Genomic DNA, 23,057 nt, shown 5'->3' on the forward strand with positions numbered 1-23,057 from the left:
AGAGTTGACGGTACACCGCGGACAGGCTCCGGACAGTGAGTATTCTCGATGCGGACGTGTGTGAAGAGGAGTAGACGTGACCCAGGCGCGGCGGAAGCGGCCCAAGGACCGGCGCGAGCAGATCGCGCGGGTCGCCGCTGAGGATTTCTCCCGGCGCGGCTATCACGGTGTGGGGATCGAGGAGATCGCCGCATCGCTCGACATCAGCGGCCCGGCCGTCTACCGCCACTTCCCGAACAAGTACGCGCTCCTCGAGCACGCCATCACCTCCGCCTCCGACGCGCTGTGCCATGCCGTCGACGCCGCCGCGGCGGCCATCGCGGACGAGCCCCCGCAGGAGCGGATCGACGCCATCATCGAGGCCGCCCTGGGCGTCTCCTTCGAGCGGCGCAACACCGGCGGCCTGTTCCGGTGGGAGCAGCGGCTCCTCGAGCGAGAGGACCGGGCCCGGATCCGCGAGCAGCTCACCGCCATGATCGACACGGTCGCGGACGCGGCGGAGCCGGCCCTCCCGGGCGTCGAGCGCACGGAGATCGACCTGCGCTGTGTCGCGCTCATCAGCGTCACCGGCAGCGTCACGGCGCACCGCACCGTCCTCGCGCAGAAGCGGGCCGAGGCCGTCCTGGCCGCCGCCGCCCGGCAGGTGCTCGCGCTGCCCGCCCCGCCGGCCCCGTACACCGTCGCGCCGGAACCGGAGCCCGAGCCCGACGCCGGCCGGCAGGGCCAGGTGCTCGACGTGGCGATCGAGCAGATCTTCGAGCACGGCTTCCACAACGTGAGCATGGGGCAGATCGGCCGGGCGGCGGGCATCGTCCCGTCGGGCATGTACCGCTACTTCCCGAGCAAGGCGGGCATCCTCGTCAGCGCCCTGGACCGCGCCGGCGAGGCGACGGTCCGCATGATCGACGAGGTCGTCGCCGCCGTCGACGAGCCCCGGGCGCGCCTGGCCGCCCTCGCAGAGGCCTACGTGCAGTTGTCCTTCCGCACCTCGAAGATGATGTCCGTCTACTTCCGCGAGATCGGCAACGTGCCGGACGCCGATCGCAGCCGGCTCGCCGGGGTCCAGCGCGCCAACATCGCGGCCTTCGCCGACGCCGTCGTGGCCGTCCGGCCCGAGCTCAGCGCCGCGGAGGCCACCTTCCTCGTGCACGCGGCCTTCGCCGTGGTCTTCGATGTGGGCCGCACCCGCCGTTTCGATCAGGACGCGCAGTTCCAGGCTGAGGTCTACGCGCTGGTGTGCGCCGTGCTGTTCCCGGCCTGACGCCGCGCTCAGACGAGGGGCTTGTCCGCGGCGATCCGGTGCCGTAAATCGAACATGAGCGATCGGGTCGGGCCGAACCGGAGGAACCGCGGGATGAACCGGTTGACGAACCCGACGAAGACGAAGAGGTTGTCGAAACGCCGCTGATCCGCGGCCGTCCACCGCACGCCCATCTGCTCGCGGAAGTAGGGGGCGAGCGAACCCGCGGTGAGGAACTTCAGGAGCCCGCCGAAGGCGAAGCGCAGGGGCCGGTTGATCATCCGCAGATTCAGCAGGTCGTCGAGGTACGTCGCGACGGGCTCGTCGAGCGAGGTCGCGGCGCACGCGCGAAGCCAATAGTCGTCGAACTCCGCCCGCGTCGCGGGCCACATGTCGCGCGGCACCTGCAGCGTCGTGCCCAGGGTCGCGCAGGACTGGTAGAAGTTCTCGGCCTGGTTCTCGGGGAGCTTCCCGTTGAGCAACTGGTAGGCGTCCTCGAACCCGACGAACAGGCACGCGGCCACCCAGAGCTGCAGATTCCGGTCGAAGGCGTTGTACTTCACCGCCGCTCCCGGCTTCGACTTCACCTGCCGGTGCGCCACGTTGACGGCCTCGCGGTAGGCCTCCTTCTCCTTCTCGCTGCCGAGGATCGCGACCGCCAGGTACTGCGTGGTGGTGCGGGCGCGCTTCCACGGCCGCTTCATGAGCGCTCCGCTCTCCACCGTCGACTCGACGACACCGTGTCCCACACCGGGATTCATCATCTGCATCGCGACATTGGCGGCGGCGCCGGCGAAGCCCCAGAAGTCGAGCGCATCGGTGACGGCGAGATCGCGCGAGGTGTAGCGACGATGGACCCCGGGGATCGCGATGCGCGTGCGCTCGAGGGTGAGCGACGCACCGTCGGACGGATCGACGCTCCCGGACGGATGCTGCGAGGACGACATGTGGTGCTCCTAGCGGGTCGGCGGAAGGGGCGCGAGGTACTGGTCGAGACGGACCAGGCCGAACGCGATGACAGCGGCACCCGCGACGGCGGCGGCGAGCAGCAGCAGCCACGCCGCGAGCCGCACCACGGCGGGCACCCGCTGGCGCCCGCCGAGGATCTTCACGTACTGGACCACCAGGTCGATGATCCACACCAGCGCCATCACCGCATCGTCACATTCGCGAACAGCAGCACGGGCCAGCAGACGATCGCGCCGAGGAAGGAGACGATGCGGTCCACGCCGCTGAGGTTCCCCAGATGATCCATGTGGGTGAGTGACCAGACCAGGCCGATGATCCCGTACGGGATCCCGATCAGGATGAAGAAGCCGATGAACTCGGAGACCTTCATCTCGTAGTCGAGGAAGCGTTGCAGCATCGTTCGTCCTTCGTGGGCGGCCGGTCGCGCGGGTCAGTTGGGCGTGCCCGGCAGCGCCGGCATCGTCGGGGTCGTGGGTTGCTGCGGCGGGGCGGAGGCCGACGGGGCCGCCGAGGGCGCGCCGCCGACGCCGCTGAGCACGGCGGACGGGTTCGCGGGGTCGCCGGCCTCCGTGATCACCCAGTTGCGGTTCTTGTCGAGGCTGACCGAGTAGGTGCTGGTGCTGAGCGTGCCCTGCGGCGCCTGGATGTTCTGCGTCGAGACGTCCACCGCCACCTTGACCTGGTAGATCCCGTTCACCTCGGACGTGGTCCGGGCGAACGAGGCCTTGCCGCTGGAGGTCAGGCGGAGCGGTGTGATGACCTCGCGCATGAGATCGACGATGGAATCGAACTTCTTCGACAGTTCCGGTGTGGTGCCGGCCTTCACCGCGTTCAGCCACGGTGTGAGGTCCCGGTAGTCCATCGTCGCGGCCTTCACCGCGTAGTCGGAGGCGATCTGCTCCGCGCGGGCGCGGTCCGACGCCGCGTGCCGCTCGGAGTTCAGCGTCCGGGTCTGCAGGTACAACAGCACGGAGACCACGGCGAGCGCCACCACGACCACCGTGGCGAGCACGGTGCGCAACGTGCCCGACGGTGTGCGGCGGGTGGGGCCCGCGTCGTCGGTGCGGTGCGGAGCGCCGCTGCGCGGCTTCGCCTTCGACTCCGGTGCGGTCTTCGCCGGCTTCGCCGGAGCCGGCTGCTCGGTGGAGACCTCGTCGGGGTCGTCCTGCTCGTGCGGCATGGGATCCTCTCTGATCACGGGCGGGGGAGTGTCAGGGTCACGCGGGCGGCACCGTCGGTCCCGGCCACCTGCAGTGCGTTGGACAGCAGCGCGCTCAGGTCGATCAGCGGCACCGTGCGGTTGAGCGCCGAGAAGATCGAGATGAACGGGCCACCGGTGGTGGCCAACGCGGGGAGCAGCTCGTCGAGGTAGGGCGTGAGCCGCTTGATGAACGGGTCGATGGTCTCGACGAAGGGTTTCGGCGCATCGAGCTCGGTCACCAATCGCAGCACGGTGTTGATGGCGCCGAGCACCACCGTCGACGTGTTCTCGAACTCGGCCCCCAGGCGACGGACGGCGTCGGCGGTCCACCCCAGATCCGCGGAGTAGATCTGCGTGTTGCCGAACATCGTTCGGATCGCGGGCATCCGGCTGAGCACCGTCGAACTGAGCAACTGGCCGGCGCGGCTGAGGGCGGCCAGGTCGTCGTCGCGCCCGGACGTGGCCTGCCATGCCGTCTTCACGATGCTCCCGAGTGCACCGGTGTCGGCGGTGCGGTTGAGCGCGGAGAGCGCCTGGAAGACATCGCTGACCGAGCGCGACTGCGTGACCGCGGTCGCGAGGATCACCGCACCCGAGGTGAAGACGGCCCCGCCGGAGGAGCGGGGCGCGATCTCCACGTACGGCTCGCTGAGGGCGCTGAGCTGCTCGACGGACAGCGCCGAGTCCACGGGGATCCGGTACTCGGACGGGTAGCGCAGGGCGATCTTCACCCCCTCCGTCGACGGTTCGATCCCCGTCACGTCGCCGATGCGGACGCCGCGCAGGAGGATCGGGGATCCGGGCGCCAGCTGCCCGGTGTGCGCGAGCTTGAGGGACAGCGTCGTGTACTGCACGCCGGGCCGCATCCCCATGTAGCCGTACAGCAGGATGAACAGGCCCACGAGGAGCACCACGGTGAAGGTGATCGCGTTCGCGAGGAACTCCTTCCTCATCGCACCGCCCCGATCATCCGCATCGCGCGCAGCGCCTGCTCGGCCTTCTCCGCGGAGGGGACCTCCGGGCCGTCGGAGACCTTGACCACGTTCACCTTCGGTCCGTGCTCGACCCAAGGAATGATGGTGTCGCGGAACAGGTTCCGCAGGTTGATCAGGTTATCGGGCCGCGTCGCCCCCACGGGACGGTCGAGCAGCAGCACCGGGCTCACCACTTGGGTGAGGAGCGCCGCCAGATCGCGGAGGCCGGGAGTCAGCGGTGCGGAGTTCTGCAGGAGCGGGGCGAGGGAGGCGAAGACCTCGGTCACCCGGGCGGTCTCGGCGATGACGGCCCAGCGTCGCAGGCCCTCGGGAGCGAGGTACTCGCTGAGCATCCGGTGTTCGGCGGCGACGGCGCCCGTCACCGAGACCACGGACCGGAGCGCCTCGTCCAGGGACTTGGTGTCGTTGGCCCAGGCCATCACCGTCGACGCGAGGTTGTCGGTGATCATGCGGGTCCGGGCGGGATCGTCCGGGAAGGCACCGTCGATGCGCTGGACGGTGTTCCCGAGCTGGGCCACACCGCCGCTGCCGAGGAAGCCCGACAGGCTGGTCATGAGGTCCTCGACGTGGTCCGGCGGGCGGCTCTGCGCCAGCGGGATGAGCCCGCCGGCGCGGATCGGCTGCGCGGTGGAGGTGGGAGCGGAGACCAGCCCGATGTAGACGTCGCCGAGGATCGTGTCCTGCCGCAGCTCGGCGGTGGTGTCGGCGGGAATGCTGGCGGGTTCGGTGATGGTCAGGGTGGCCACGGCGCGGTCGCCGTCGAGGCGCACCGACTTCATCGTGCCGACGGCCCGCCCGTTGAACCGCACCTGCGCTTGATCGGGCAGGTTCAGGGCGTTCGAGAACTCGACCCGCAGTGGCCATCCCGACGATCCCCACGACGCCGGGTTGGGCAGGGTCGAGGGGCTGGCCCGCAGCACTCCGACGACGCCGAGCGCGAGCACGGCGAGGAGGAGCAGACCACGGGTGATCCGGCTGCGCAGCGAAGTACGTCTCATCGGGCGGCTCCCGTCCCACGGAGGATGGCGGAGATCAGATCGACGTTGATGTGGCCGGGATCGACGACCCGGCACTGTCCGGGCGCGATCCGGTTGATGTTCGAGCAGGTGAGCTCCGGATTCCGCGCGGCCATGTTCGTCGACGGCGGGGTGAAGACGACCTTGAGGCCCAGCGTGCGCTGGTCGAAGGAGACGTTGAAGGCGTCGATCAGCGGCGGGAGGAAGCCGAGCAGGTCACCCCAGTTGCGGACTCCCGCGCTCACCAGGCGCGATGCGGGGATCACGGTGTCGAGGATCGGCCACAGGTTGTGGCCGTAGTGGGAGATGAGGTCCCGCAGCAGCTTTCCGAGCGGGATCAGCGCCTGCGCCAGCGTGTCGGTCGTCTTCGCGGTGGGGACGATGATGTCCGCAAGGCCGTTCGGGGCGGTCACCAGCAGTTGCTTGAGCGGCGCCCAGTTGGACGTCATGCCGCCGGTGAGGGAGGAGAGCGAATCGATCGTGCGGCCGACGTCGCCGATGCCCGGCCCGGGATCGTCGAGCAGGGTGGCGAGGCTCCCGATGACCCCGTTGACGTCGGGCCCGGTGCCGTCGACAGCAGCGGCGAGCGAGGTGATCGAGTCCTGGACCTGCTTGGCCTGCTCGGGGCCGCCGCCGGTGGTGAGTTTGGCCGCCGCGTCGCCGATGGAGCTGAGGCTGCGGCTGAGCGACTGCGGCGTCTTGGTGCTCGTCAGGCACGTCCCGGTGCGGAGCGCGGGGCCGCCCTTGCGGGCCTCGTCGACGAGTGCGAGCTGCCGCGAGGCGATGAGGGAGGCGGCGACGGTGACCGCACCGGTGCCCGAGGTCACGGGCTGATCGGCGTCGATGGTGAATTCGACGCGGGCGGAGGCGTTCTCGGGCCGGATTTCGGTGACCTTCCCGATCGGAACGCCGAGCCGGGTGACGGGGTTCCCCACGTACAGCCCGATGGCGTCGGGCATGAGCGCGCAGTAGTTCGCCTGCTTCGTGGCCGGCGTGCGCGAGATGTACAGGGCCGCGGCGATGATCGATCCGACCACCGTGACCGCGACGGCGGTGACGAGCCATTTCGAGCTGAGGGCCTTGGTCAACATCAGCACGGTGCCCCTTCCAGGGGGATGCAGTACTGCGACGAGAGGGTCGGTACCGAGCCGTCGAAGACGATCGTGCCGTCGGGCTTCACCGACGACTGGAGGCGCCGGAGCGTGGACATCGCGTCGTCGATCATCTTCCGGTACTTGGCGAGCAGCCCGCCGATCTGGCCGGACATGAGATTGACCTGCGCCTCCATCGAGGCCAGGTTCTCCTGGTAGAAGTTGGCCGCCGGGAGGATGCGTTTGAGGACCATGTCCAGGGCGCTCATGAACCGCTTGTACCCGGCAACGTTCAGGCGCGCGGTGGAGAAGTAGATGTTCATATCGCGCATGGCCTGGGTCAGGATGTCGCCGTTGCGGTCGATGGCGGCGGAGTAGTCCGACAGGGTCTGGACGAAGCCGCCGACCTCGTCCTTCTGCGTGGAGATGCTCTGCACCACGCCCTGCAGCGTGGACAGCAGCTCCTTCATCTGGCCCGGCTTGCCGCTCGTCGCCCGCTGGATCTGCGCGAGCGATTCGCGCAGGGGCGTCGGGTCGATCGCGCGGATCTTCGGCTCGGCCTGCTGGAAGGTCTGGACCAGGCTGTACGGGATGCGGACTCGGGACGGCGGGATCGGGGCCGCGCCGAGGGAGGCGGTGCCGAGGGAGTCGATGTCGACGAAGTACCCGCCGACGGCCGTCAGCATCTTCACGGCCACCCGCGATTGATCGCCGATGTGCACCTTCTTCTTGATGCGCAGCCCGACCCGCACGCGGTCGCCCTGGAGCGCGACCTGCTGTACGGAGCCCACGGAGACTCCGGCCACGCGCACGTCGTCGCCGGCGCGGATCATTCCCGCCTCCGGGAAGTCCGCGGTGTAGGTGGTGGTTCCGGGAGGGCGAACGGCGAGGACCGAGCTCGCGATCATGACGATCACCGCGACCGCGACTCCGGCGACGCCGAACAGCAGCTGCCGTCGCTTCGAACTCGGACGGGCCCACGCCTCTTCGGCACCGGAGGCCAGCGTGAGGGCGAGGCGGTAGCCGTCGCGGATCAGGTTCGTGGGGAGGCTCAGCGCTTGCACAGCGTCACCTTCGATCCTCGGAGGAAGACGAGTAGTCCGGCGGGCAGTTGCGCCTCGCCGCGGCTGCACCCCGTGTCGCCGCCGGCGGCGGGGACGGGCTGCTGGGTCAGGTTCGCGAAGAGCCCGGGCAGGAGCGCCGCGAGGTCGACGAGGCCCTGCAGGCGGGGTAGTTCGGGACGGGCGAGTTCGAGCAGGGTGTAGCCGGCGGGCTGCAGCCCCGCGCCGCGCAGCAGCGCGTCGGCCGCGGTCATCAGTTCGGCGCCCTGGTCGGACAGGGTCTTCGTGGACGGTGCGGCGTCCCGCATCACCGTGCCGATGCCCTGCAGGTAGCCGATCACGGTGGGCAGTGCGCTGGACTTCCCGCCGAGGCTCTCGTTGATCGTCTTGAGGTTGCGCACCAGGGTCTGGAGCAGTGCCGAGCGGTCGTTGGTGAAGCGGCTCAGCGTCTGCAGCGCGTCGAGCAGCGGTCCGAGCCCGGAACCGTCGCCCTCGACGACGGCGGCGATCGACTGGGCGAGGTGGTTGATCTGCTCGGGTTGCATGGCCGCCAGTACGGGCTGGAGGCCGTTGAAGATGGTCGTCACGTCGAACGACGGCACCGTCCGGTCCGTGCCGATGGTGGACTTCGCGGCGATCGCCGGGGCCTGCGCGTCGCTCGGCGAGAGATCGAGGTAGCGCAGGCCGGTGAGGTTCTGGAACCGGATGGACAGGGTGGTGGCCGAGGTGAGCCGCTGATCGCGGTCCACCGTGAACTCGACCCTGGCGAGCGAGCCCCGGGCCGCGTCGTCCTGGTCGAGCGTGACGTCGCGGACCTTGCCGACCTGTACCCCGAGTAGTCGCACGTCGTCGCCCGAGCGGAGCCCCGAGGCGTTGGTGAACATCGCCGTGTACGAGGTCTGCGCGGCCTGCGCGGGCCGCGTGAGGGCGCGCACGGTGAATGCCGCACCGACCGCGATCAGCACGACGAAGATCAGGAGCAGTGTTCCGGGATGGCGGGCGGTGCGCACGTCAGCGGCCCCTCGTCGTGGTCGGCGCGGCAGTGGTCGGTGCGGCGGAGGCCGACGGTGCGGTCGTCGTGCCCGACGGTGCGCCGGGCTTCGCCGGGGCGGGCTTTCCGGGCGGCGTCACCGAGAACTGGGGGGCGGGCGGCAGCAGGGATGCGATGGCGGGGAACCGCTGGAAGGTGACGTCGAGGTTGAGGACCGGCCCGGAACCGTTGTCCGGCATGGACCGTCGCACGCGTTCGATGAGCTCCTCGAGTTGGCGCCCGTTGCGCGCGGCGTCGGGGAAGCTCGCGACCATCCGGGTGGACAGCTCGCGGACGGGCACCAGCACCTCGGTGAGCGCGGCGACGTTCGGCTTGCTCAGGAGGGCCGCCAGCGCGGGGGAGAAGTCCTTCGCGAGGGCGTCGATGGTGGCCGTCTGCCGTTCCGGGTATCCCGGTGTGTCCGGGCCGCGCCAGGACCACAGTTCCCGCAGGCCCGGCAGCATCTGCCGGCTCGACGCGTCGAGGGCCTTGAGCGTGGCGGCGATCGTCGGCAGCGTCTGCGACGTGGGGATCCGCTGGGTGTCGGCGTTCGCCTCGGCGATCGCGCCGACGGCGCCGAGGAACGGCAGGAACTGCCGCGTCGTGGTGTCCAGCTGGCTGATCAGCTGGGCCATGTGAGGGCGGAAGCTCTCCCGCTCCATGGTGCTGAGCGATCGCAGCAGCGAGGCCATCGTGCTGTCGTCGGGCGCCGACATCGGCTCCCACGAGGCGCCCGAGGCGAGCACTCGGCCGCCGCGGCCCGGCGTGAGCGCGACGACGGTGATGCCGAAGGTGTTGCCGGCGGCGTAGGAGACCTTCACCGCGTCGGTCACGAGATCGTCAGCGGCGCCGTTCAGCCGCATGGCCACGCCGAGTCGCCCCGCGCCGCGGTCGACGATGTCGGTGACCTCGCCGACGCGCAGGCCATCCATCTCGACGGCCGTCCCGGGGGCCACGCCGGGGGCGACGTTGCGGACGACGAGCGTGAGGGACTTCGGCGGCGTCGTGACGATCGCGCGGACCGCCCAGAACGCGAGCCCGACGAGCAGGGCGGCGAGGATCACCGCGATGCCGCGGCGCAGCAGGACGGGGCCGGGCGTCATCATGCCCGTGACGGGCGAGGGCCATCTCGTCGTCATGCCGCTACCCCCGGAAGACCAGTTCGCTGGTGGTGCCCCAGATGCCGATCGTCATCAGCATGTCGAGCACCACGATCGCGACCATCGAGGCGCGCACGGCCCGGCCGGACGCCACGCCCACGCCCTCGGGGCCGCCCGCGGCGAAGAAGCCCTGGTAGCAGTGGATGAGGATGACCGCGCAGATGAAGACCACGACCTTGGCGATGGACGCGACGAGGTCGGCGGGGGAGAGGAACTGCTCGAAGTAGTGCTCGTAGGTGCCGGCCGCGTCGCCCTGCGCCAGCGTCACGATGGTGCTGGAGGCGAAGAAGCTGACGATGATCGCGATGAGGAAGATCGGGACGATCGCGACGACGCCGGCGATCATCCGGGTGCTGACCACGAAGGAGATGGACCGCAGGCCGAGCGCCTCGAGCGCGTCGATCTCCTCGGTGATGCGCATGGCGCCGATCTCGGCCGTCATCCGGCATCCGGCCTGGACGGCGAAGCCCGCGGCGGCCAGGATCGGCGCGAACTCGCGGGTGTTGGCGAGGGCGGCGATGACGCCGGTGAGCGGCCCCATGCCGAGCAGATCGAGCGAGGCGAAGGCCTGCACGGCGACGGTGCCGCCGACCGCGAGTCCGAGGACGACCATCATCAGCGACGTGCCGCCTCCGACGATCACGGCACCCCGTCCCCAGGTCAGGTCGGTGACGGTGCGGATCGTCTGCTTCGGGTAGTTGCGCAGCGCGTGCGGGATCAGCGCGACGGACGCGGCGACGAAGGACACCATCTGGCCGAGCCGGGCCAGCGCGCCGCGCGCCGAGTCGGTCAGGCGGCCGAGGAAGCGGAAGCCTCTCGGGCGGTACGGGGCGATGGTCATGGAATCAGCCCACCCTCATGGGGAAATAGGTCGTGTAGATCTGGGTGAGTGCGAAGTTGAGCACGATGATGCCGACGGTGGAGACCACCACGGTGGTGTTCACCGCATCGGCGACGCCGCGGGCGCCGCCCTTGGCCTCGAGCCCGTGCTGGCAGCCGAGGACGGCGATCATCACCCCGAAGATCGCGGCCTTGATCAGGGAGAAGCCGAAGTCCCTGGTGGTGGCGTAGGCGCCGAAGCTCAGCCAGTAGCTGCCCGGCGTCACGTTCTGCCCGGCGACGGCCAGGTAGTAGGCGGCGCCGATGCCGACCACGGTGATGAAGATGCACAGCAGCGGCGCGACGAAGGCGGCCGCGAGGATCCGCGGCACCACGAGCCGGCGCACCGGGTCGATGCCCATGACCCGCATGGCGTCGACCTCCTCGCGAATGGTGCGCGAGCCGAGGTCGGCGGCGATCGCGGAGGCCCCAGCGCCGCCCAGGAGTAGGCCGGCGGCCATGGGGGCGGCTTGCTGGATGACGGTGAGGCCGCTCGCCGCCCCCATGAGCGATCCGGCGCCGATCTGGTTGACGATGCTGCCGATCTGGATGGTGACGATGACGCCGAACGGGATGGCCATGAGGAAGGCGGGGACGGCGGTGACGCTGACCAGGAACCAGGACTGCACGACGATCTCGCGGAACTGGATGCGGCCGCGGAGGAGGTCGGTCACCATCGAGACCAGCGCATGGAGCACGAGTTCGACGGTGCGCCCGAGGGTGCGGACGGGGCCGAGCGCGTTGTCGTCGAGGTTCCTGCGGAGCGCGTCGACGGGGCCGGGCCTGGCGGCGGGCGCCTCCTGGGACGGTTGCGATGTCATAGCTCACCTCCTTCCTGCCACATGTTAGGGAATGTTCTCTATCTGGGTAGGGTTTTGAGACGAATTTCCGGGCTCGCTCGTCAGTCCGGTGATTTCGCTGGTGGCGGCGGGTTGGGGTACCCTGGTCCGGTTGCCTTGTCGGCAACACTCCTGCCGTGGAGAGTCCACGGCCGCATAGTCCATAGGAGGAGGCGAAAAGCCCATGCGTAATTACGAACTGATGGTGATCCTGGATCCGAGCCTGGATGAGCGCACCGTCGCGCCCTCGCTGGAGACCTTCCTGAACGTGGTCCGCAAGGACGGCGGATCGATCGGGAACGTCGACATCTGGGGCAAGCGCCGTCTTGCCTACGAGATCTCCAAGAACGCCGAAGGCATCTACGCGGTGATCGATCTGACCGCCGAGCCGGCCACGGTCAACGAGCTGGATCGTCAGCTCAAGCTGAACGAGTCGGTGCTGCGCACTAAGGTGCTGCGGCAGAACTAGTCGCGCACTAACTACAGGGAGAGACACCATGGCAGGCGACACGATCATCACGGTCATCGGCAATCTGACGGCGGACCCGGAGCTGCGCTTCACCCCGTCGGGTGCGGCGGTGGCCAACTTCACCGTCGCCTCCACGCCCCGCACGTTCGACCGGAACACGAACGAGTGGAAGGACGGCGAGGCGCTGTTCCTGCGCTGCAACATCTGGCGTGAGGCGGCGGAGAACGTCGCCGAATCGCTCACGAAGGGCACGCGCGTCATCGTCTCCGGCCGGCTCAAGCAGCGGTCGTACGACGATCGCGAGGGCCAGCGGCGCACGGTGGTGGAACTCGAGGTCGACGAGATCGGCCCCTCCCTGCGGTACGCGACTGCGAAGCCGACGCGCACTCAGCGCGGCGGTGGTGGCGGCGGCGGTTTCAGCGGCGGCGGCCAGGGCGGTGGTGGCGGTTACAGCCAGCCCGTCCAGCAGGCTCCGCGCCAGAACCAGCCCGCAGACGATCCGTGGGGCAGTGCCCCCGCGGCCGGGAGCAGCTTCGGCGGCGGCAACGACGATCCGCCGTTCTGATCCCCGGGATCGAACACTGTGAAGGGCCCGACCGGTTCGCCGGTGGCCCAGTAGACCTCATCAAGGAGTACCAACACCATGGCCGGTAAGGGCAATGGCCGGAAGGTGCGCGTCGAGAAGGCCGTCAAGGCCAAGGCGTGCACGTTCTGCAAGGAGAAGAACACCAAGATCGACTACAAGGACACCACGCTGCTGCGTCGGTTCCTGTCGGAGCGGGGCAAGATCCGCAGCCGTCGTGTGACGGGCAACTGCGTCCAGCACCAGCGCGACATCGCGATCGCCGTCAAGAACGCGCGTGAGGTGGCTCTGCTGCCGTTCACGTCGACGACCCGCTAAGGAGGGGTGAAGAAATGAAGCTCATCCTCACCGCCGACGTCGACAACCTGGGCGCGCCCGGCGACACCGTCGAGGTCAAGGACGGCTACGGCCGCAACTACCTGCTGCCCCGCGGCCTGGCCATCGTCGCCACCCGTGGCGCCGAGAAGCAGGTCGAGGGCATCCGTCGTAGCCAGGAGGCCAAGCGTGTGCGCGGCCTCGATCACGCCAACGAGCTGAAGCAGGCCATCGAGGGCCTGGAGTCCGTCTCGCTGACCGTGAAGACCGCCGAGTCGGGCAAGCTCTTCGGCTCGGTCACCGCTGCCGACGTCGCCGCCGCGCTCAAGACCGCAGGCGGCCCCGCCGTCGACAAGCGCAGCATCGAGCTGCCGCAGGGCCACATCAAGTCCACGGGCTCGTTCCCGGTGGTCGTGGTGCTGCACCCCGACGTGCGCGCGAAGTTCGCGCTCACCGTCGCCGCGCAGTAAGACGCGTAGAACGGAAGAACCCCCATCGCCCTTCGGGGCGGTGGGGGTTCTTCGCTGTTCGGGGGTCGGATCAGACCACGATCGTGCCGACGCACGGGGTGCTGGTCTGGGTGCCGATCCACTCGGTGCCGGCGCCGGCCTTGATGATCACGTTGAAGGTCACCGCGCCCTTGCCGGTGGTGAAGGGCGTCTTGTTCAGCACGGGCAGCTGGCCGGTGCCGCTGAGCTTGCCGCTGCCGAACTTCCCGCTGGTCGTGTTGTTCCACGACAGGGTGGCGGTGGAGGCGAACTGGCTGAGCACGAGGTCGCGCGCGCCCGCGTCGCCGGATGCGGAGACTAGGATCTGGCCGTTGCCGCCGACGGTGGCGGTCACCTTCCAGTTCAGCATCTGGCCGCCCACCACGAACATGGGGTTCGCGCTCGAGCAGGTCGCCGTGACGGAGGCGGGCTTCGGCGCGGGCGGCGCGGGCGGCGCGGGGTTCGGGGCGGCCCCTGCGGTTCCGATGGCGCACGTGGCGGTAGCCGCGAGCGCGACCGCGACGCCGGCTGTGCGCGTCGTGATCGTGGAGAGGTTCATCGGGTGGGTCCTTCCGCAGTGGGTGATGCAGCGTTCAGAATACGCGGCGACGCGCGCGGGAAGAAGGTGCACCGTGGGCGCATGACCCATTGATGCTGGTAGGGGCCCCGGCAGGTGACCGTCCGGTAACAACGGAGGGTGGTTTTGTCGGCGCGACGGTGGCCGATTCACTCGCGACACGCCCGAATGTCAGGACGGTGCGACACGCTGAGGAACTTCAGTCCACAACGGCGCACCTCCACCCCACCCGCGATGAACTGGAGCGATGCGCGATGCGCCGCGGAGTTTCCACAGGTTTTCCCCATCGGTCCACACCGGCGTCCCCACCCTGACCGCGCGCCGTCCACAGTGGATGCACAGTTTCGTCCACAGCTCCGCTTTGCGGTGATGAGCGGAGCGCCTAGCGTTCACGTGCGTTGAGCGCGCGCCCGTGCGGTCCCTCCGGAAACTGTCGGTGCCGCGCGGTAGAGAAGTGTGTATTGGCGAGCCCTCGCCGCCCCCGGCGGGCGGGGGACACGAGGAGAGGTGGGTGCGCGGTGTCGGTCACGGACGAGCAGGAGTTCACTCCGGGACCGGTCAAGCGCGCGGAGTCCGCTCCCGACGGTCCGCCCGCCGAGGACTTCGGCCGCCAGCCCCCGCAGGACATCGCGGCGGAGCAGTCGGTGCTGGGCGCGATGATGCTCTCCAAGGACGCCATCGCGGACGTACTCGAGGTGGTGCGGCCCGGTGACTTCTACCGGCCCGCGCACCAGTCCGTCTACGACGCGATCCTCGATCTCTACGGCGCGGGTGAGCCCGCGGACGCCGTCACCGTCTCCGCGACGCTCGATCGCAAGGGCGAGCTCAAGCGCGTCGGCGGCGCCCCCTACCTGCACACCCTCATCTCCACGGTGCCCACCGCGGCCAACGCCGGCTACTACGCGGAGATCGTGGCCGAGAAGGCCATCCTGCGCCGCCTCGTGGAGGCCGGGACCAGGATCGTCCAGTACGGCTACTCGGGGTCCGACGGTGCGGACGTGGCGGAGGTGGTCGATCGCGCCCAGGCCGCGGTGTACGACGTGACCGAACGCAAGGCCTCCGAGGACTACGTGATCCTCGAGGAGCTGCTGCAGCCCACGATGGACGAGATCGATGCGATCGCCTCCCAGGGCGGCGTGAGCATGGGCGTGCCCACGGGCTTCACCGACTTCGACGCGCTCACCAACGGACTGCACGCCGGGCAGATGATCATCGTCGCCGGTCGTCCCGGTGCCGGTAAGTCGACGATGGCGCTCGACGTGCTGCGCTCCTGCACCATCGAGCACCACATGCCGGGCGTGCTGTTCAGCCTCGAGATGAGCAAGACCGAGGTGGTCATGCGTCTGCTCTCGGCGGAGGCGCGGATCAAGCTCGCGGACATGCGCTCGGGCAAGATGTCCGACGACGACTGGACCCGCCTCGCGCGCCGCATGTCGGAGATCTCCGAGGCGCCGCTGTTCGTCGACGATTCGCCGAACCTCACGATGATGGAGATCCGTGCGAAGGCCCGCCGCCTCAAGCAGCGGCACGATCTCAAGCTCATCGTCATCGACTACCTGCAGCTGATGACGTCGGGCAAGAAGGTCGAATCGCGTCAGCAGGAGGTCTCGGAGTTCTCCCGGCAGCTCAAGCTGCTCGCCAAGGAGCTCGAAGTTCCGCTCATCGCCGTCGCGCAGCTCAACCGTGGTCCCGAGCAGCGGACCGACAAGAAGCCACAGGTCGCCGACCTCCGTGAGTCCGGCTCGCTCGAGCAGGACGCCGACATGGTCGTGCTGGTGCACCGCCCCGACGCCTACGAGCGCGATGACCCCCGCGCAGGCGAGGCCGACTTCATCCTCGGCAAGCACCGCGCCGGCCCCACCGCCACCGTCACCGTCGCCCACCAGCTGCACTACAGCCGCTTCGTGGACATGGCCAAGGGCTGACGCTCCTGCTGTAGGGTCCCAGATTCCGTGGCGGAATCCCAAGCTACGTGGCGGACAGTTGGCGGATCCGCCAACTGTTTGGGACACGCCGGGGCACGTCCCCGCATCTGAGGGCGGAAGTGGCACCGTCAAGACCATGTCGCCCGGCAGCTCCGCGGGGACCGCGGTGGAAGTATCGTTCCGCCGCGGTGAGGACCTCTGTGAGCGGACCGTGGAGTGGAAGTCGGCCGCAATGGAGGACCTTCGCGAGGCAGCGCCGTGGCGCACATTTCGCTGGTATCGAGGGCAGAAACACTACTCGGGGTGGTACTGGTCGAGCACTACCCGCGATCTGGTGATCTATGAGTCCCGCCTGGAGCTCGCTAACCTGATGCTCGCAGACTTCGACGATCGGGTTCGGGGCATCGTGGCCCAGCCTTTCCTTCTCGCGACTGAGGTCGATGGTGTCCTGCGGAGGCACGTTCCGGACTTCCTACTCGATACTGATTCCGGCCCGGTCGTCGTTGACGTAAAGCCTGCTCGAAGGCTTGATAATGATGATGTTGCAAGGGTTTTGAACTTGACTCGGGATGTCGTCGAGGCCAAGGGGTGGCGATACGAGGTCGCCACCGAGCCGCCGCCGCGGAGGGCCGCGAATGTCAGATTCCTCGCTGGCTATCGGCGCGAGAGTGCAATCGTGCCTGACCATTGCGAGGCGGTTCAGGCGGTCGCTCAGGTGGGATTGACGATTGGTGCTCTCATCGATCGGATGCCAGATCGTCCTGACGCGAGCGTGCGAGCGGCGGTGCTGCACTTGATATGGCGGCGTCGGCTGCACGTCGACATTGACGCCGCAATCACTAGTCGCACTCAGATTTCGAGGGTCTTGTGAGTGGCGTTGAGCGGGTTGAGGTTGGCGGACGGTACATGTACGACGGCGAGGCGTTCGAGATCGTGGAGCTCGCCACGGCTAAGGGCGTCGTCGATGTGCTGGGGAAAAGCGCTGCAGGGCAGTACATGCGAGTTGGCCTCGCGGAGTTGCTGTCTTCGGTCCGGGGTCGGGTCCTCCCGACCGGCCCTGGCGTTTCGAGCACTGATGCAACCGAGCCTGCAGGCGTCATCTTCGGTGAGTTGTCCGCGGCAGAGCTTCAGAAGGTGACGGAACGCGCGGGGCACGTACGCGAGATTCTTACCGGGTACAGATCTGGCAGCGCGGAGACTGCGAGCAAGGGGGAGCCCAGGCCGGAGTTTTCCGGCGACCGCCCGCTCACTGACCGCTACGCAGCGAAGGCGCGCGAACTGGGCGTCGGCTTGCGATCTGTGGAGCGGTGGGTGTCCAAGTTCCGCACTGAAGGGCCCGCAGGCCTGGTAGACGCGCGACGTACGAGAGAGGCGGAGCCCTTCCCGTCTGTCGATCGGCGGTGGTTAGACACAGCTGTCGAAGTCATGGTTGAGCACGCCACCGAGTCGAAACCGTCCCGCACGATGGTGATGGCACGCGCGGAGGCACGGGTCTTGGCGCGATTCGGAGAAGGGGTCGTCGCCATCCCGTCTCGGACAAATGCTTTCCGCGTTCTCGAGTATCTGGAACAGCGCTATCCCACATTTCGACTGTCTGCCAAGCGAAATCGCGACATCGCTGAGCGGCCAGAAGGCGTGTACGGCAAGCTCCGTCCAACTCGGCCTGGCGAGTACATGCTGATGGACACAACCAGGCTCGATGTCTTCGGGCTCGATCCTCTGACGCTGCGATGGGTGCAGGTCGAACTGACCGTCGCGATGGACTGGTACACCCGCTGCATCACCGGGTTGCGATTGACCCCGGTTTCCACGAAATCGGTTGATGTAGCGACCGTGATGTACGAGGTTTTCAGCCCACGTCCGGCCGGCGCGGACTGGCCGGAATACGCGGTGTGGCCAGCTCACGGAGTACCGCGGTCGGTACTTGTAGATGTCACCGCGGAGCGGCCAGCGGATGCGGCCGCTGGACCAGCTATTGTCCCTGAGACACTGGTCGTGGACCATGGCAAGGTCTACCTCTCGAACCACGTGATGAGTGTGTGCCAGCGCTTCGGGATTTCGGTGCAGCCAGCTCGGCTCCGAACCGGCCGCGACAAAGGGCCAGTTGAGCGGTTCTTTCGTACTATTCGTGAAGATCTCCTCCAGGCCTTGCCGGGGTACAAGGGACCTGATGTCCACTCGCGCGGCGAGGATCCTGAGGGCGGAGCGTTCTTCTACATCGACGAGCTCGAAAGCATCATCCGCGAGTGGGTTGCGCAGGTCTACCACCACCGCCAGCATTCGAGCCTGCTCGACCCGCGAGTTCCGGGCTTACGTATGTCGCCCGCCGCGATGTTCGAGCACGGTGTTTCTCGCGCCGGATACATTGAGGCGCCTCGCGATCCGGACCTGGCATTCGAGTTCCTCAAGCCGGTATGGCGGAAAATTCTTCACTACGGTGTCGAGATCGGAGGCCGCCGCTACAACGGAGACGGGCTCAACGGCTACCGTAACCTCGCGAGCCGGTTCACCGGCGAGGCCAAGGGACGATGGCCGATCCACTGCGATCCCGACGACATCACCAAGGTGTACTTCCGGCGCCCAGATGAGCGGACCTGGCACACATTGGTGTGGGAGCACGCACCGTCGATCGATATGCCGTTCAGCGAGGATGCACTGCTCTACGCAAGGAAGCTAGCAGCATCGAAGTACCGATTCCCCAACGACCGCCTTGCGGTAGCTGACTTGTTGGAGCGGTGGAACATCGGCCTGGGCTCGACCCGAGTGGAACGGCGCATTGCATTGAGAATGTCACGCGAGACCGAACTGTCGCAGCGACCGCAGGGCGAAGCGCGTGTGGATCGACTGCCGTCGGTCGCCCGCGTGCTCGCTCCCGACCAGGACGAAAGCGATGTGCAAGCAGAGGACACCGCGATTGATCGCGGTCTCGACTACGCCGGCGAGGAAGGTGACGACGATCGATTCGACCAGGAAAACATCGATGACTTCTACTCCGACGCGCTGGAGGACGTATGACCGAAACCGCCGCGACACTCGACAATCTGACCCTCGCCCGAAAGGAAGGGTGGCAGAAGTTCGTCAACACCCCCGCACGTGTTCCACCGGAGGCGTTGAACCGCGATGAACTCGACAGACTGACCGACAAGGAGCGCACCGACTACGACCGTGAGCGCCGCGAGTGGCACGCGAACCTCGGGCCCCTCAAGACCAGACAGCTGGTCGAGGTGCACGAAAACCTCTGGGATGTCATCGACTCCAACGCCCAGGACGGAGACAAACCGAAAGGCGCCGTTGCGATCGACGCAGTACCCGGACTAGGGAAGACCACCGCGGTATTGAGCTTCGCCCGCGCGTTCCACCGCCGCGAAGTAGCCGAGAACGGCACTACGACCGAGGAAGGTCATGAACGGTGGCCGGTGTGCCGGGTGGGACTGACCGGCAACACTGGCCTACGCGAGTTCAACCGGGCGATGCTCGCGTTCTACGCCCACCCAGGCGGCCGCCGCGGCAACGCCGCCGACTTCGCCCACCGAGCCCTGGACTGCGTGCTGGCATGCGAAACGAAGATCCTCATCGTCGATGATCTGCACTTCCTGCGGCTGCAGTCCACCTCCGGTGTCGAGGTCAGCAACCACTTCAAGTACATCGCCAACGAGTTCCCGTTGACGGTGATCTTCGCTGGCGTCGGTTTGGAGGCGCGGGGACTGTTCTCCGAGGGCAGTAGTGACCGAGATGCTCTTCTCGCGCAGACCGGCCGGCGTACAACGCGGCTGACAATGGATCCTTTCGGTGTCACCAATGATGCTGGGCGCCGGGCATGGCGTCAGACGCTCAAGGCGATCGAGCAGCGGGTGGTTCTGGCCGAAAAGTATCCGGGCATGATCGCCGACGATCTCTCTGACTACCTGTATGCCCGGTGTACCGGCCAGATCGGCTCACTGATGACCCTGATCAACCGGGGATGTCAGCGCGCGGTCCGGACTGGGTATGAGCGCCTCGACGAGGAACTGCTCGATCGGGTCAAGATCGACGAGGCATCGGAGAAGGCTCGCGAAGAACTGCGCCTGGCATTCGACAACGGCTGCCTGAGAACTCGCATCGGCAGGGCCGGATGACAGTGCCACGTTCGCTTCCCTTCAGGGTGGACCCGGTGCCGGGCGAAGCGATCGATTCCTGGCTCGAAGCGATCGCCTTCCGCGCCGACTCAGCGTGGGGAGACCTTCTCGACGCAGTCGACATACCTGCGCCTGCAGGTCTTGGGTACCCGCCCTGGACGATCGCACTCAGCGAGGCCGAAGTAGCCAGCCTGTGTGCCGCCACGGGCAGCGACGTCGAATTTTCGATGATGACCCTCACCCGGTTCGACGGGACCGCGGTGCGCATCGACTCGCAGTCGCGGAGTTTGCGCCGCGAAGTGGCATGGACCCGCCGCACCGGATCCCGCTTCTGCCCGCACTGCCTCCGAAGCAACGGCGGCCGATGGAAGCTCGAATGGCGACTCGGCTGGGCGTTTGCCTGCACCGACCATCGTTGTTTGCTGTCCGACGAATGCCCTCGCTGCCATAGAATTCCACGCCGCCGCCCGCTCCCGGGCCACTGCACCCCGATCCCCGGCCGATGTGCATCGCCGGCGCAGGAAGGAGGCATTGGACGGGAGGCCCGACGGTGCGGCGCCGATCTCACGGCTGCCGAGGTCCTCGACCTTCCTGGTGCGCACCCCGCTCTTCGGGCACAGGCCCTCATCGATCGAATCATCGACGACGGAGTCGTGCGGTTCGGGGTCTACGCGCGCCTTCCACAGCCTGCGGCTTCTGTGCTTGCCGACATTCGCGCCATCGGCGGCCGAGTACTGTCCTACGCCACCGACGAAGAGCTCTTAGCGCGAGTGGGACCCGAACTGGCGGTTGAGTACCGGGCAGTCGATGAACAAGGTGGTGCACGATCCGGACAAGTCCGACAGAGCCGCACGAAGCCGGCCCTCGAAGCGCCAGCGAGAGCCGTCACAGCTGCGATTGGCGTCAGTGCCGCGATCGACGTTCTGCACTGCTCGGACCTCGCAGCCGCAGCTGATCGCCTGCGATGGTTAGTGACCTCGGCCCGGGAGACAGGCCTCAGTGTTCAACCGACGAACATCGGCTGGGGGACGCGAATCTCACCAATCCTGACCGGTGTCCAGCTCGCCGCGCTATCCCCGATGCTCGACCCGTCCGACCAACTTCGCTACCGCACTCACTCCGACCTTCCCACCTTGGTGACCAGTGGGCGCGCAGAGCTACTAGCGCGTCACACGCCGACGCAATTTTGGGCCGGAATCAGTTTGCCCTTCACGGTCCCGGCGGCGAGGCGCACAATGATGCGCCTGGCATTGTCTGCGGCCTTACAGTTGGTGGGCACTCGGTTGAATCTGACGGCCGCTGGTCAGCAGGTCGGAGGTCACCTGGCTGGCCATGCCCTATCCCGATTCCTACAGATTCTGGAGTCCGATCAACACTGGAGCGATGTGTGCGCGGGTCTGACACGCGTTGCCGATTACGTTGTCGAGCGCGGCGTACCGATCGACTATCAGCGCCGACGGGCACTCGATTGCACCGGTTTGCTTCCGGACGATGAGTGGAGGCAGATCTGCCACCGCACCGGAACGCCGTCACAGGGCGGCTCCGCCCGGGCGGCTGTTGTTCGGGCGTTTCTTCGCGAGGAGCTCACAGGCGTCCCCACGGTTGACGGGTCCGCAGACTTGCTCGCTAAGATCGCCGCGTTTCCCCGCGATCTGACACCCGGCCTTCGGGACGAGCTGATCAACCACGCACGGGTGTTCTTGGACGCCGCGGGCATCGATGAGGAACCAATTGCCTGGGAGCCGCCAATTGAGCTCCTCGCTGGTCTCGACCTCCCTGGCCCGCGACCAGGACTGATCGACCGTGATCGCCTTCGAAAGCTCATCCGAGAACGCGACCTTCCCATCGGCGCCGCCGCCCGCGACCTCGGCACCACTGGCGAGGCGGTTCGCCTTGAGCTGATCGTCAATCCCCTCCCAGTCGATACCGGCCGCCGGAAGTACGCCAGCGCTCGAACGCAGCTCCCCCCGGAGGCTTTGACCCAGCTCTATCATCACGATCGCCTCACCTTGCGACAGATCGCTAACCGTATTGGAGTCAGTCGTCAGGTGATCCGTCGACTCCTCACCGAATACGAGATCCCGACGATCCCCGCTACCGAGCGCGCGAAGATCATCATCGACCGCGACTGGCTCTACCAGCAATATGTCACCAACAGCAGGGCCCTCCCTGACATAGCCCGAGAACTGGGCATGAGCACGGCGAACCTGGCTCGGTGGGCGAACAAACACGAGATTCCGATGAGACCCCGCGGCGGACCCAGTCACACCGCGGCCCTCGACGCCGCGGCCGCCGCGAAAACGGTGCCGCCGATCTTGCGCACAGCTGTTGCGGCCCAGGGCGGGCGCGACCGACTGGAACGGGCGAAAGCAGCATCGCGATTCCCCACGCTGACCGAGGCTGCACACGCGTTAGGAACCAGCCAGGCAACCCTCACGAACCAGTTTCTCCGGCTCGAACGCGAGACCGGCGGAGCTCTGTTCGACCGTGCCGAGCGCAATCGCCCTATGACCCTGACCGCCCACGGACGGAGGGTGATCGACGCCATTCGAAAGCTGGACGGAACTGCTAGCGAGTCTCCCGGTGGGTAAAACGGTGCACCAAGTTCCTGAACCTGGCCTCTCAGGTGGTGAAGACGTGGTTCGGAATGCCCTAGCCTCCACGCACGTCGTCGCGTCGGTAGGGTCAGGAGCGAACCGCGATTCCACGTCCCGGAACCTGTCATGGTGAGGCTCTAGAATAGAGACAGCTAAGCCCGGCTCGTTTGCCGACGAACCGGGCTCAGCTGAACAACCGAATCACCACTCCGAGGGTTCGCCCCTCGATACCGTGACCGTTGCGAATGTCTTTGGATGACGCCTCCGATGGTAGACGGTGTGCGCGGGTTCGCCAAACACCGGAACGCTGGTGTGGGCGAGCGATGCGGACCTTGGCGTGGTGGCTCATCCACACTGCCTTGAGGAGGCACCGTTGACCAACGACTGGCTATGACAGCTTGAAGAGGCCCCGGCTCGACGGCTAGACCTGGCCCCGTTTGCGACTCGCCGGTGGTGTTGCGACGGTTTGATCTGGCCCCACCTGATGGTTGCTCGTGAACATCGTTT

Annotated in this window: 23 protein-coding genes; 10 read left to right on the forward strand and 13 right to left on the reverse strand. The window is 67.6% G+C overall.

The genetic code is table 11. The features are described from left to right. Positions 1-76 precede the first annotated feature (76 nt). Complete coding sequence (locus tag FK268_RS20355; RefSeq protein WP_146437288.1) at positions 77-1,261, forward strand: TetR/AcrR family transcriptional regulator; 1,185 nt, start codon at positions 77-79, stop codon at positions 1,259-1,261. A gap of 8 nt (positions 1,262-1,269) precedes the next feature. On the opposite strand, the gene FK268_RS20360 is transcribed toward FK268_RS20355, so the two are convergent. Genes FK268_RS20360 through FK268_RS20415 form a run of 12 tightly spaced genes read right to left on the reverse strand, consistent with a single transcriptional unit; the run spans position 1,270 to position 11,463 of the window. Then, a complete protein-coding gene (locus tag FK268_RS20360) occupies positions 1,270-2,187 on the reverse strand; it encodes an oxygenase MpaB family protein (RefSeq protein WP_146437289.1) in 918 nt (305 codons plus the stop codon). A gap of 9 nt (positions 2,188-2,196) precedes the next feature. Beyond that, positions 2,197-2,391: a hypothetical protein gene (locus FK268_RS20365; RefSeq protein ID WP_231707185.1), complete on the reverse strand. Its 195-nt coding sequence runs from the start codon at positions 2,389-2,391 to the stop codon at positions 2,197-2,199. Beyond that, positions 2,391-2,606, reverse strand: coding sequence for a hypothetical protein (locus FK268_RS20370; RefSeq protein ID WP_146437291.1), 216 nt, complete (start codon positions 2,604-2,606; stop codon positions 2,391-2,393). The genes FK268_RS20365 and FK268_RS20370 overlap by 1 nt, the downstream gene beginning before the upstream one ends. A 33-nt stretch (positions 2,607-2,639) precedes the next feature. Next, entirely contained in the window at positions 2,640-3,389 is a 750-nt protein-coding gene (locus FK268_RS20375) for a hypothetical protein (RefSeq protein WP_146437292.1), read from the reverse strand. 14 nt (positions 3,390-3,403) lie between these two features. Continuing rightward, complete coding sequence (locus FK268_RS20380) at positions 3,404-4,363, reverse strand: MlaD family protein (RefSeq protein ID WP_146437293.1); 960 nt, start codon at positions 4,361-4,363, stop codon at positions 3,404-3,406. Beyond that, positions 4,360-5,403 (reverse strand): MlaD family protein, encoded by a 1,044-nt coding sequence (locus tag FK268_RS20385; protein WP_146437294.1) that lies wholly within the window; start codon positions 5,401-5,403, stop codon positions 4,360-4,362. Before FK268_RS20385 ends, FK268_RS20380 begins: the two co-directional genes overlap by 4 nt. Then, positions 5,400-6,512 (reverse strand): MlaD family protein, encoded by a 1,113-nt coding sequence (locus tag FK268_RS20390; protein ID WP_231707188.1) that lies wholly within the window; start codon positions 6,510-6,512, stop codon positions 5,400-5,402. Before FK268_RS20390 ends, FK268_RS20385 begins: the two co-directional genes overlap by 4 nt. After that, a complete protein-coding gene (locus FK268_RS20395; RefSeq protein ID WP_146437296.1) occupies positions 6,512-7,576 on the reverse strand; it encodes an MlaD family protein in 1,065 nt (354 codons plus the stop codon). Before FK268_RS20395 ends, FK268_RS20390 begins: the two co-directional genes overlap by 1 nt. Next, the gene (locus FK268_RS20400) at positions 7,564-8,583 is read right to left on the reverse strand and encodes an MlaD family protein (protein ID WP_146437297.1); all 1,020 of its coding nucleotides are present in this window, start codon (positions 8,581-8,583) and stop codon (positions 7,564-7,566) included. Before FK268_RS20400 ends, FK268_RS20395 begins: the two co-directional genes overlap by 13 nt. Before the next feature lies 1 nt (position 8,584). Then, a complete protein-coding gene (locus FK268_RS20405) occupies positions 8,585-9,742 on the reverse strand; it encodes an MlaD family protein (RefSeq protein ID WP_146437298.1) in 1,158 nt (385 codons plus the stop codon). A 4-nt stretch (positions 9,743-9,746) separates the two neighbouring features. Beyond that, complete coding sequence (locus FK268_RS20410; RefSeq protein ID WP_146437299.1) at positions 9,747-10,604, reverse strand: ABC transporter permease; 858 nt, start codon at positions 10,602-10,604, stop codon at positions 9,747-9,749. Positions 10,605-10,608: 4 nt separating this feature from the next. Next, positions 10,609-11,463, reverse strand: coding sequence for an MlaE family ABC transporter permease (locus FK268_RS20415; RefSeq protein ID WP_146437300.1), 855 nt, complete (start codon positions 11,461-11,463; stop codon positions 10,609-10,611). Between the two features lie 202 nt (positions 11,464-11,665). On the opposite strand from FK268_RS20415, the gene rpsF reads away from it, so the two are divergent. The 4 genes from rpsF (at position 11,666) to rplI (ending at position 13,318) form a co-directional block, all read left to right on the forward strand. After that, positions 11,666-11,950, forward strand: coding sequence for a 30S ribosomal protein S6 (rpsF, locus tag FK268_RS20420; protein ID WP_068570214.1), 285 nt, complete (start codon positions 11,666-11,668; stop codon positions 11,948-11,950). Positions 11,951-11,978: 28 nt separating this feature from the next. Then, positions 11,979-12,515 (forward strand): single-stranded DNA-binding protein, encoded by a 537-nt coding sequence (locus tag FK268_RS20425; RefSeq protein ID WP_146437301.1) that lies wholly within the window; start codon positions 11,979-11,981, stop codon positions 12,513-12,515. Between the two features lie 78 nt (positions 12,516-12,593). After that, positions 12,594-12,851, forward strand: a complete 258-nt coding sequence (gene rpsR, locus FK268_RS20430) for a 30S ribosomal protein S18 (protein WP_068526176.1) — start codon at positions 12,594-12,596, stop codon at positions 12,849-12,851. 14 nt (positions 12,852-12,865) lie between these two features. After that, positions 12,866-13,318, forward strand: coding sequence for a 50S ribosomal protein L9 (gene rplI / locus FK268_RS20435; protein ID WP_068526175.1), 453 nt, complete (start codon positions 12,866-12,868; stop codon positions 13,316-13,318). A 70-nt stretch (positions 13,319-13,388) separates the two neighbouring features. Here rplI and FK268_RS20440 read toward each other — a convergent pair whose 3' ends face one another. Beyond that, a complete protein-coding gene (locus FK268_RS20440; protein WP_146437302.1) occupies positions 13,389-13,895 on the reverse strand; it encodes a hypothetical protein in 507 nt (168 codons plus the stop codon). Between the two features lie 536 nt (positions 13,896-14,431). Between FK268_RS20440 and dnaB the strand changes: the two genes are divergently transcribed. The 5 genes from dnaB to FK268_RS20465 all read left to right on the forward strand — a co-directional run bounded on the left by dnaB (position 14,432) and on the right by FK268_RS20465 (position 22,544). Continuing rightward, positions 14,432-15,838 (forward strand): replicative DNA helicase, encoded by a 1,407-nt coding sequence (gene dnaB, locus FK268_RS20445; protein ID WP_146437303.1) that lies wholly within the window; start codon positions 14,432-14,434, stop codon positions 15,836-15,838. Positions 15,839-15,974: 136 nt separating this feature from the next. Then, positions 15,975-16,709, forward strand: a complete 735-nt coding sequence (locus tag FK268_RS20450; protein WP_225536084.1) for a TnsA-like heteromeric transposase endonuclease subunit — start codon at positions 15,975-15,977, stop codon at positions 16,707-16,709. 35 nt (positions 16,710-16,744) lie between these two features. Continuing rightward, positions 16,745-18,853: a TnsB C-terminal domain-containing protein gene (locus FK268_RS20455; RefSeq protein WP_068526171.1), complete on the forward strand. Its 2,109-nt coding sequence runs from the start codon at positions 16,745-16,747 to the stop codon at positions 18,851-18,853. Further along, on the forward strand, positions 18,850-19,953 hold the full coding sequence (locus FK268_RS20460; protein WP_019201592.1) for an AAA family ATPase: 1,104 nt from the start codon (positions 18,850-18,852) through the stop codon (positions 19,951-19,953). The genes FK268_RS20455 and FK268_RS20460 overlap by 4 nt, the downstream gene beginning before the upstream one ends. After that, a complete protein-coding gene (locus FK268_RS20465) occupies positions 19,950-22,544 on the forward strand; it encodes a TniQ family protein (RefSeq protein ID WP_040765942.1) in 2,595 nt (864 codons plus the stop codon). Before FK268_RS20460 ends, FK268_RS20465 begins: the two co-directional genes overlap by 4 nt. Positions 22,545-23,057: the final 513 nt, after the last annotated feature.

The sequence above is a fragment of the Tsukamurella sputi genome (genome assembly GCF_007858445.1).
GTDB classification, from domain to species: Bacteria; Actinomycetota; Actinomycetes; order Mycobacteriales; family Mycobacteriaceae; genus Tsukamurella; species Tsukamurella sputi.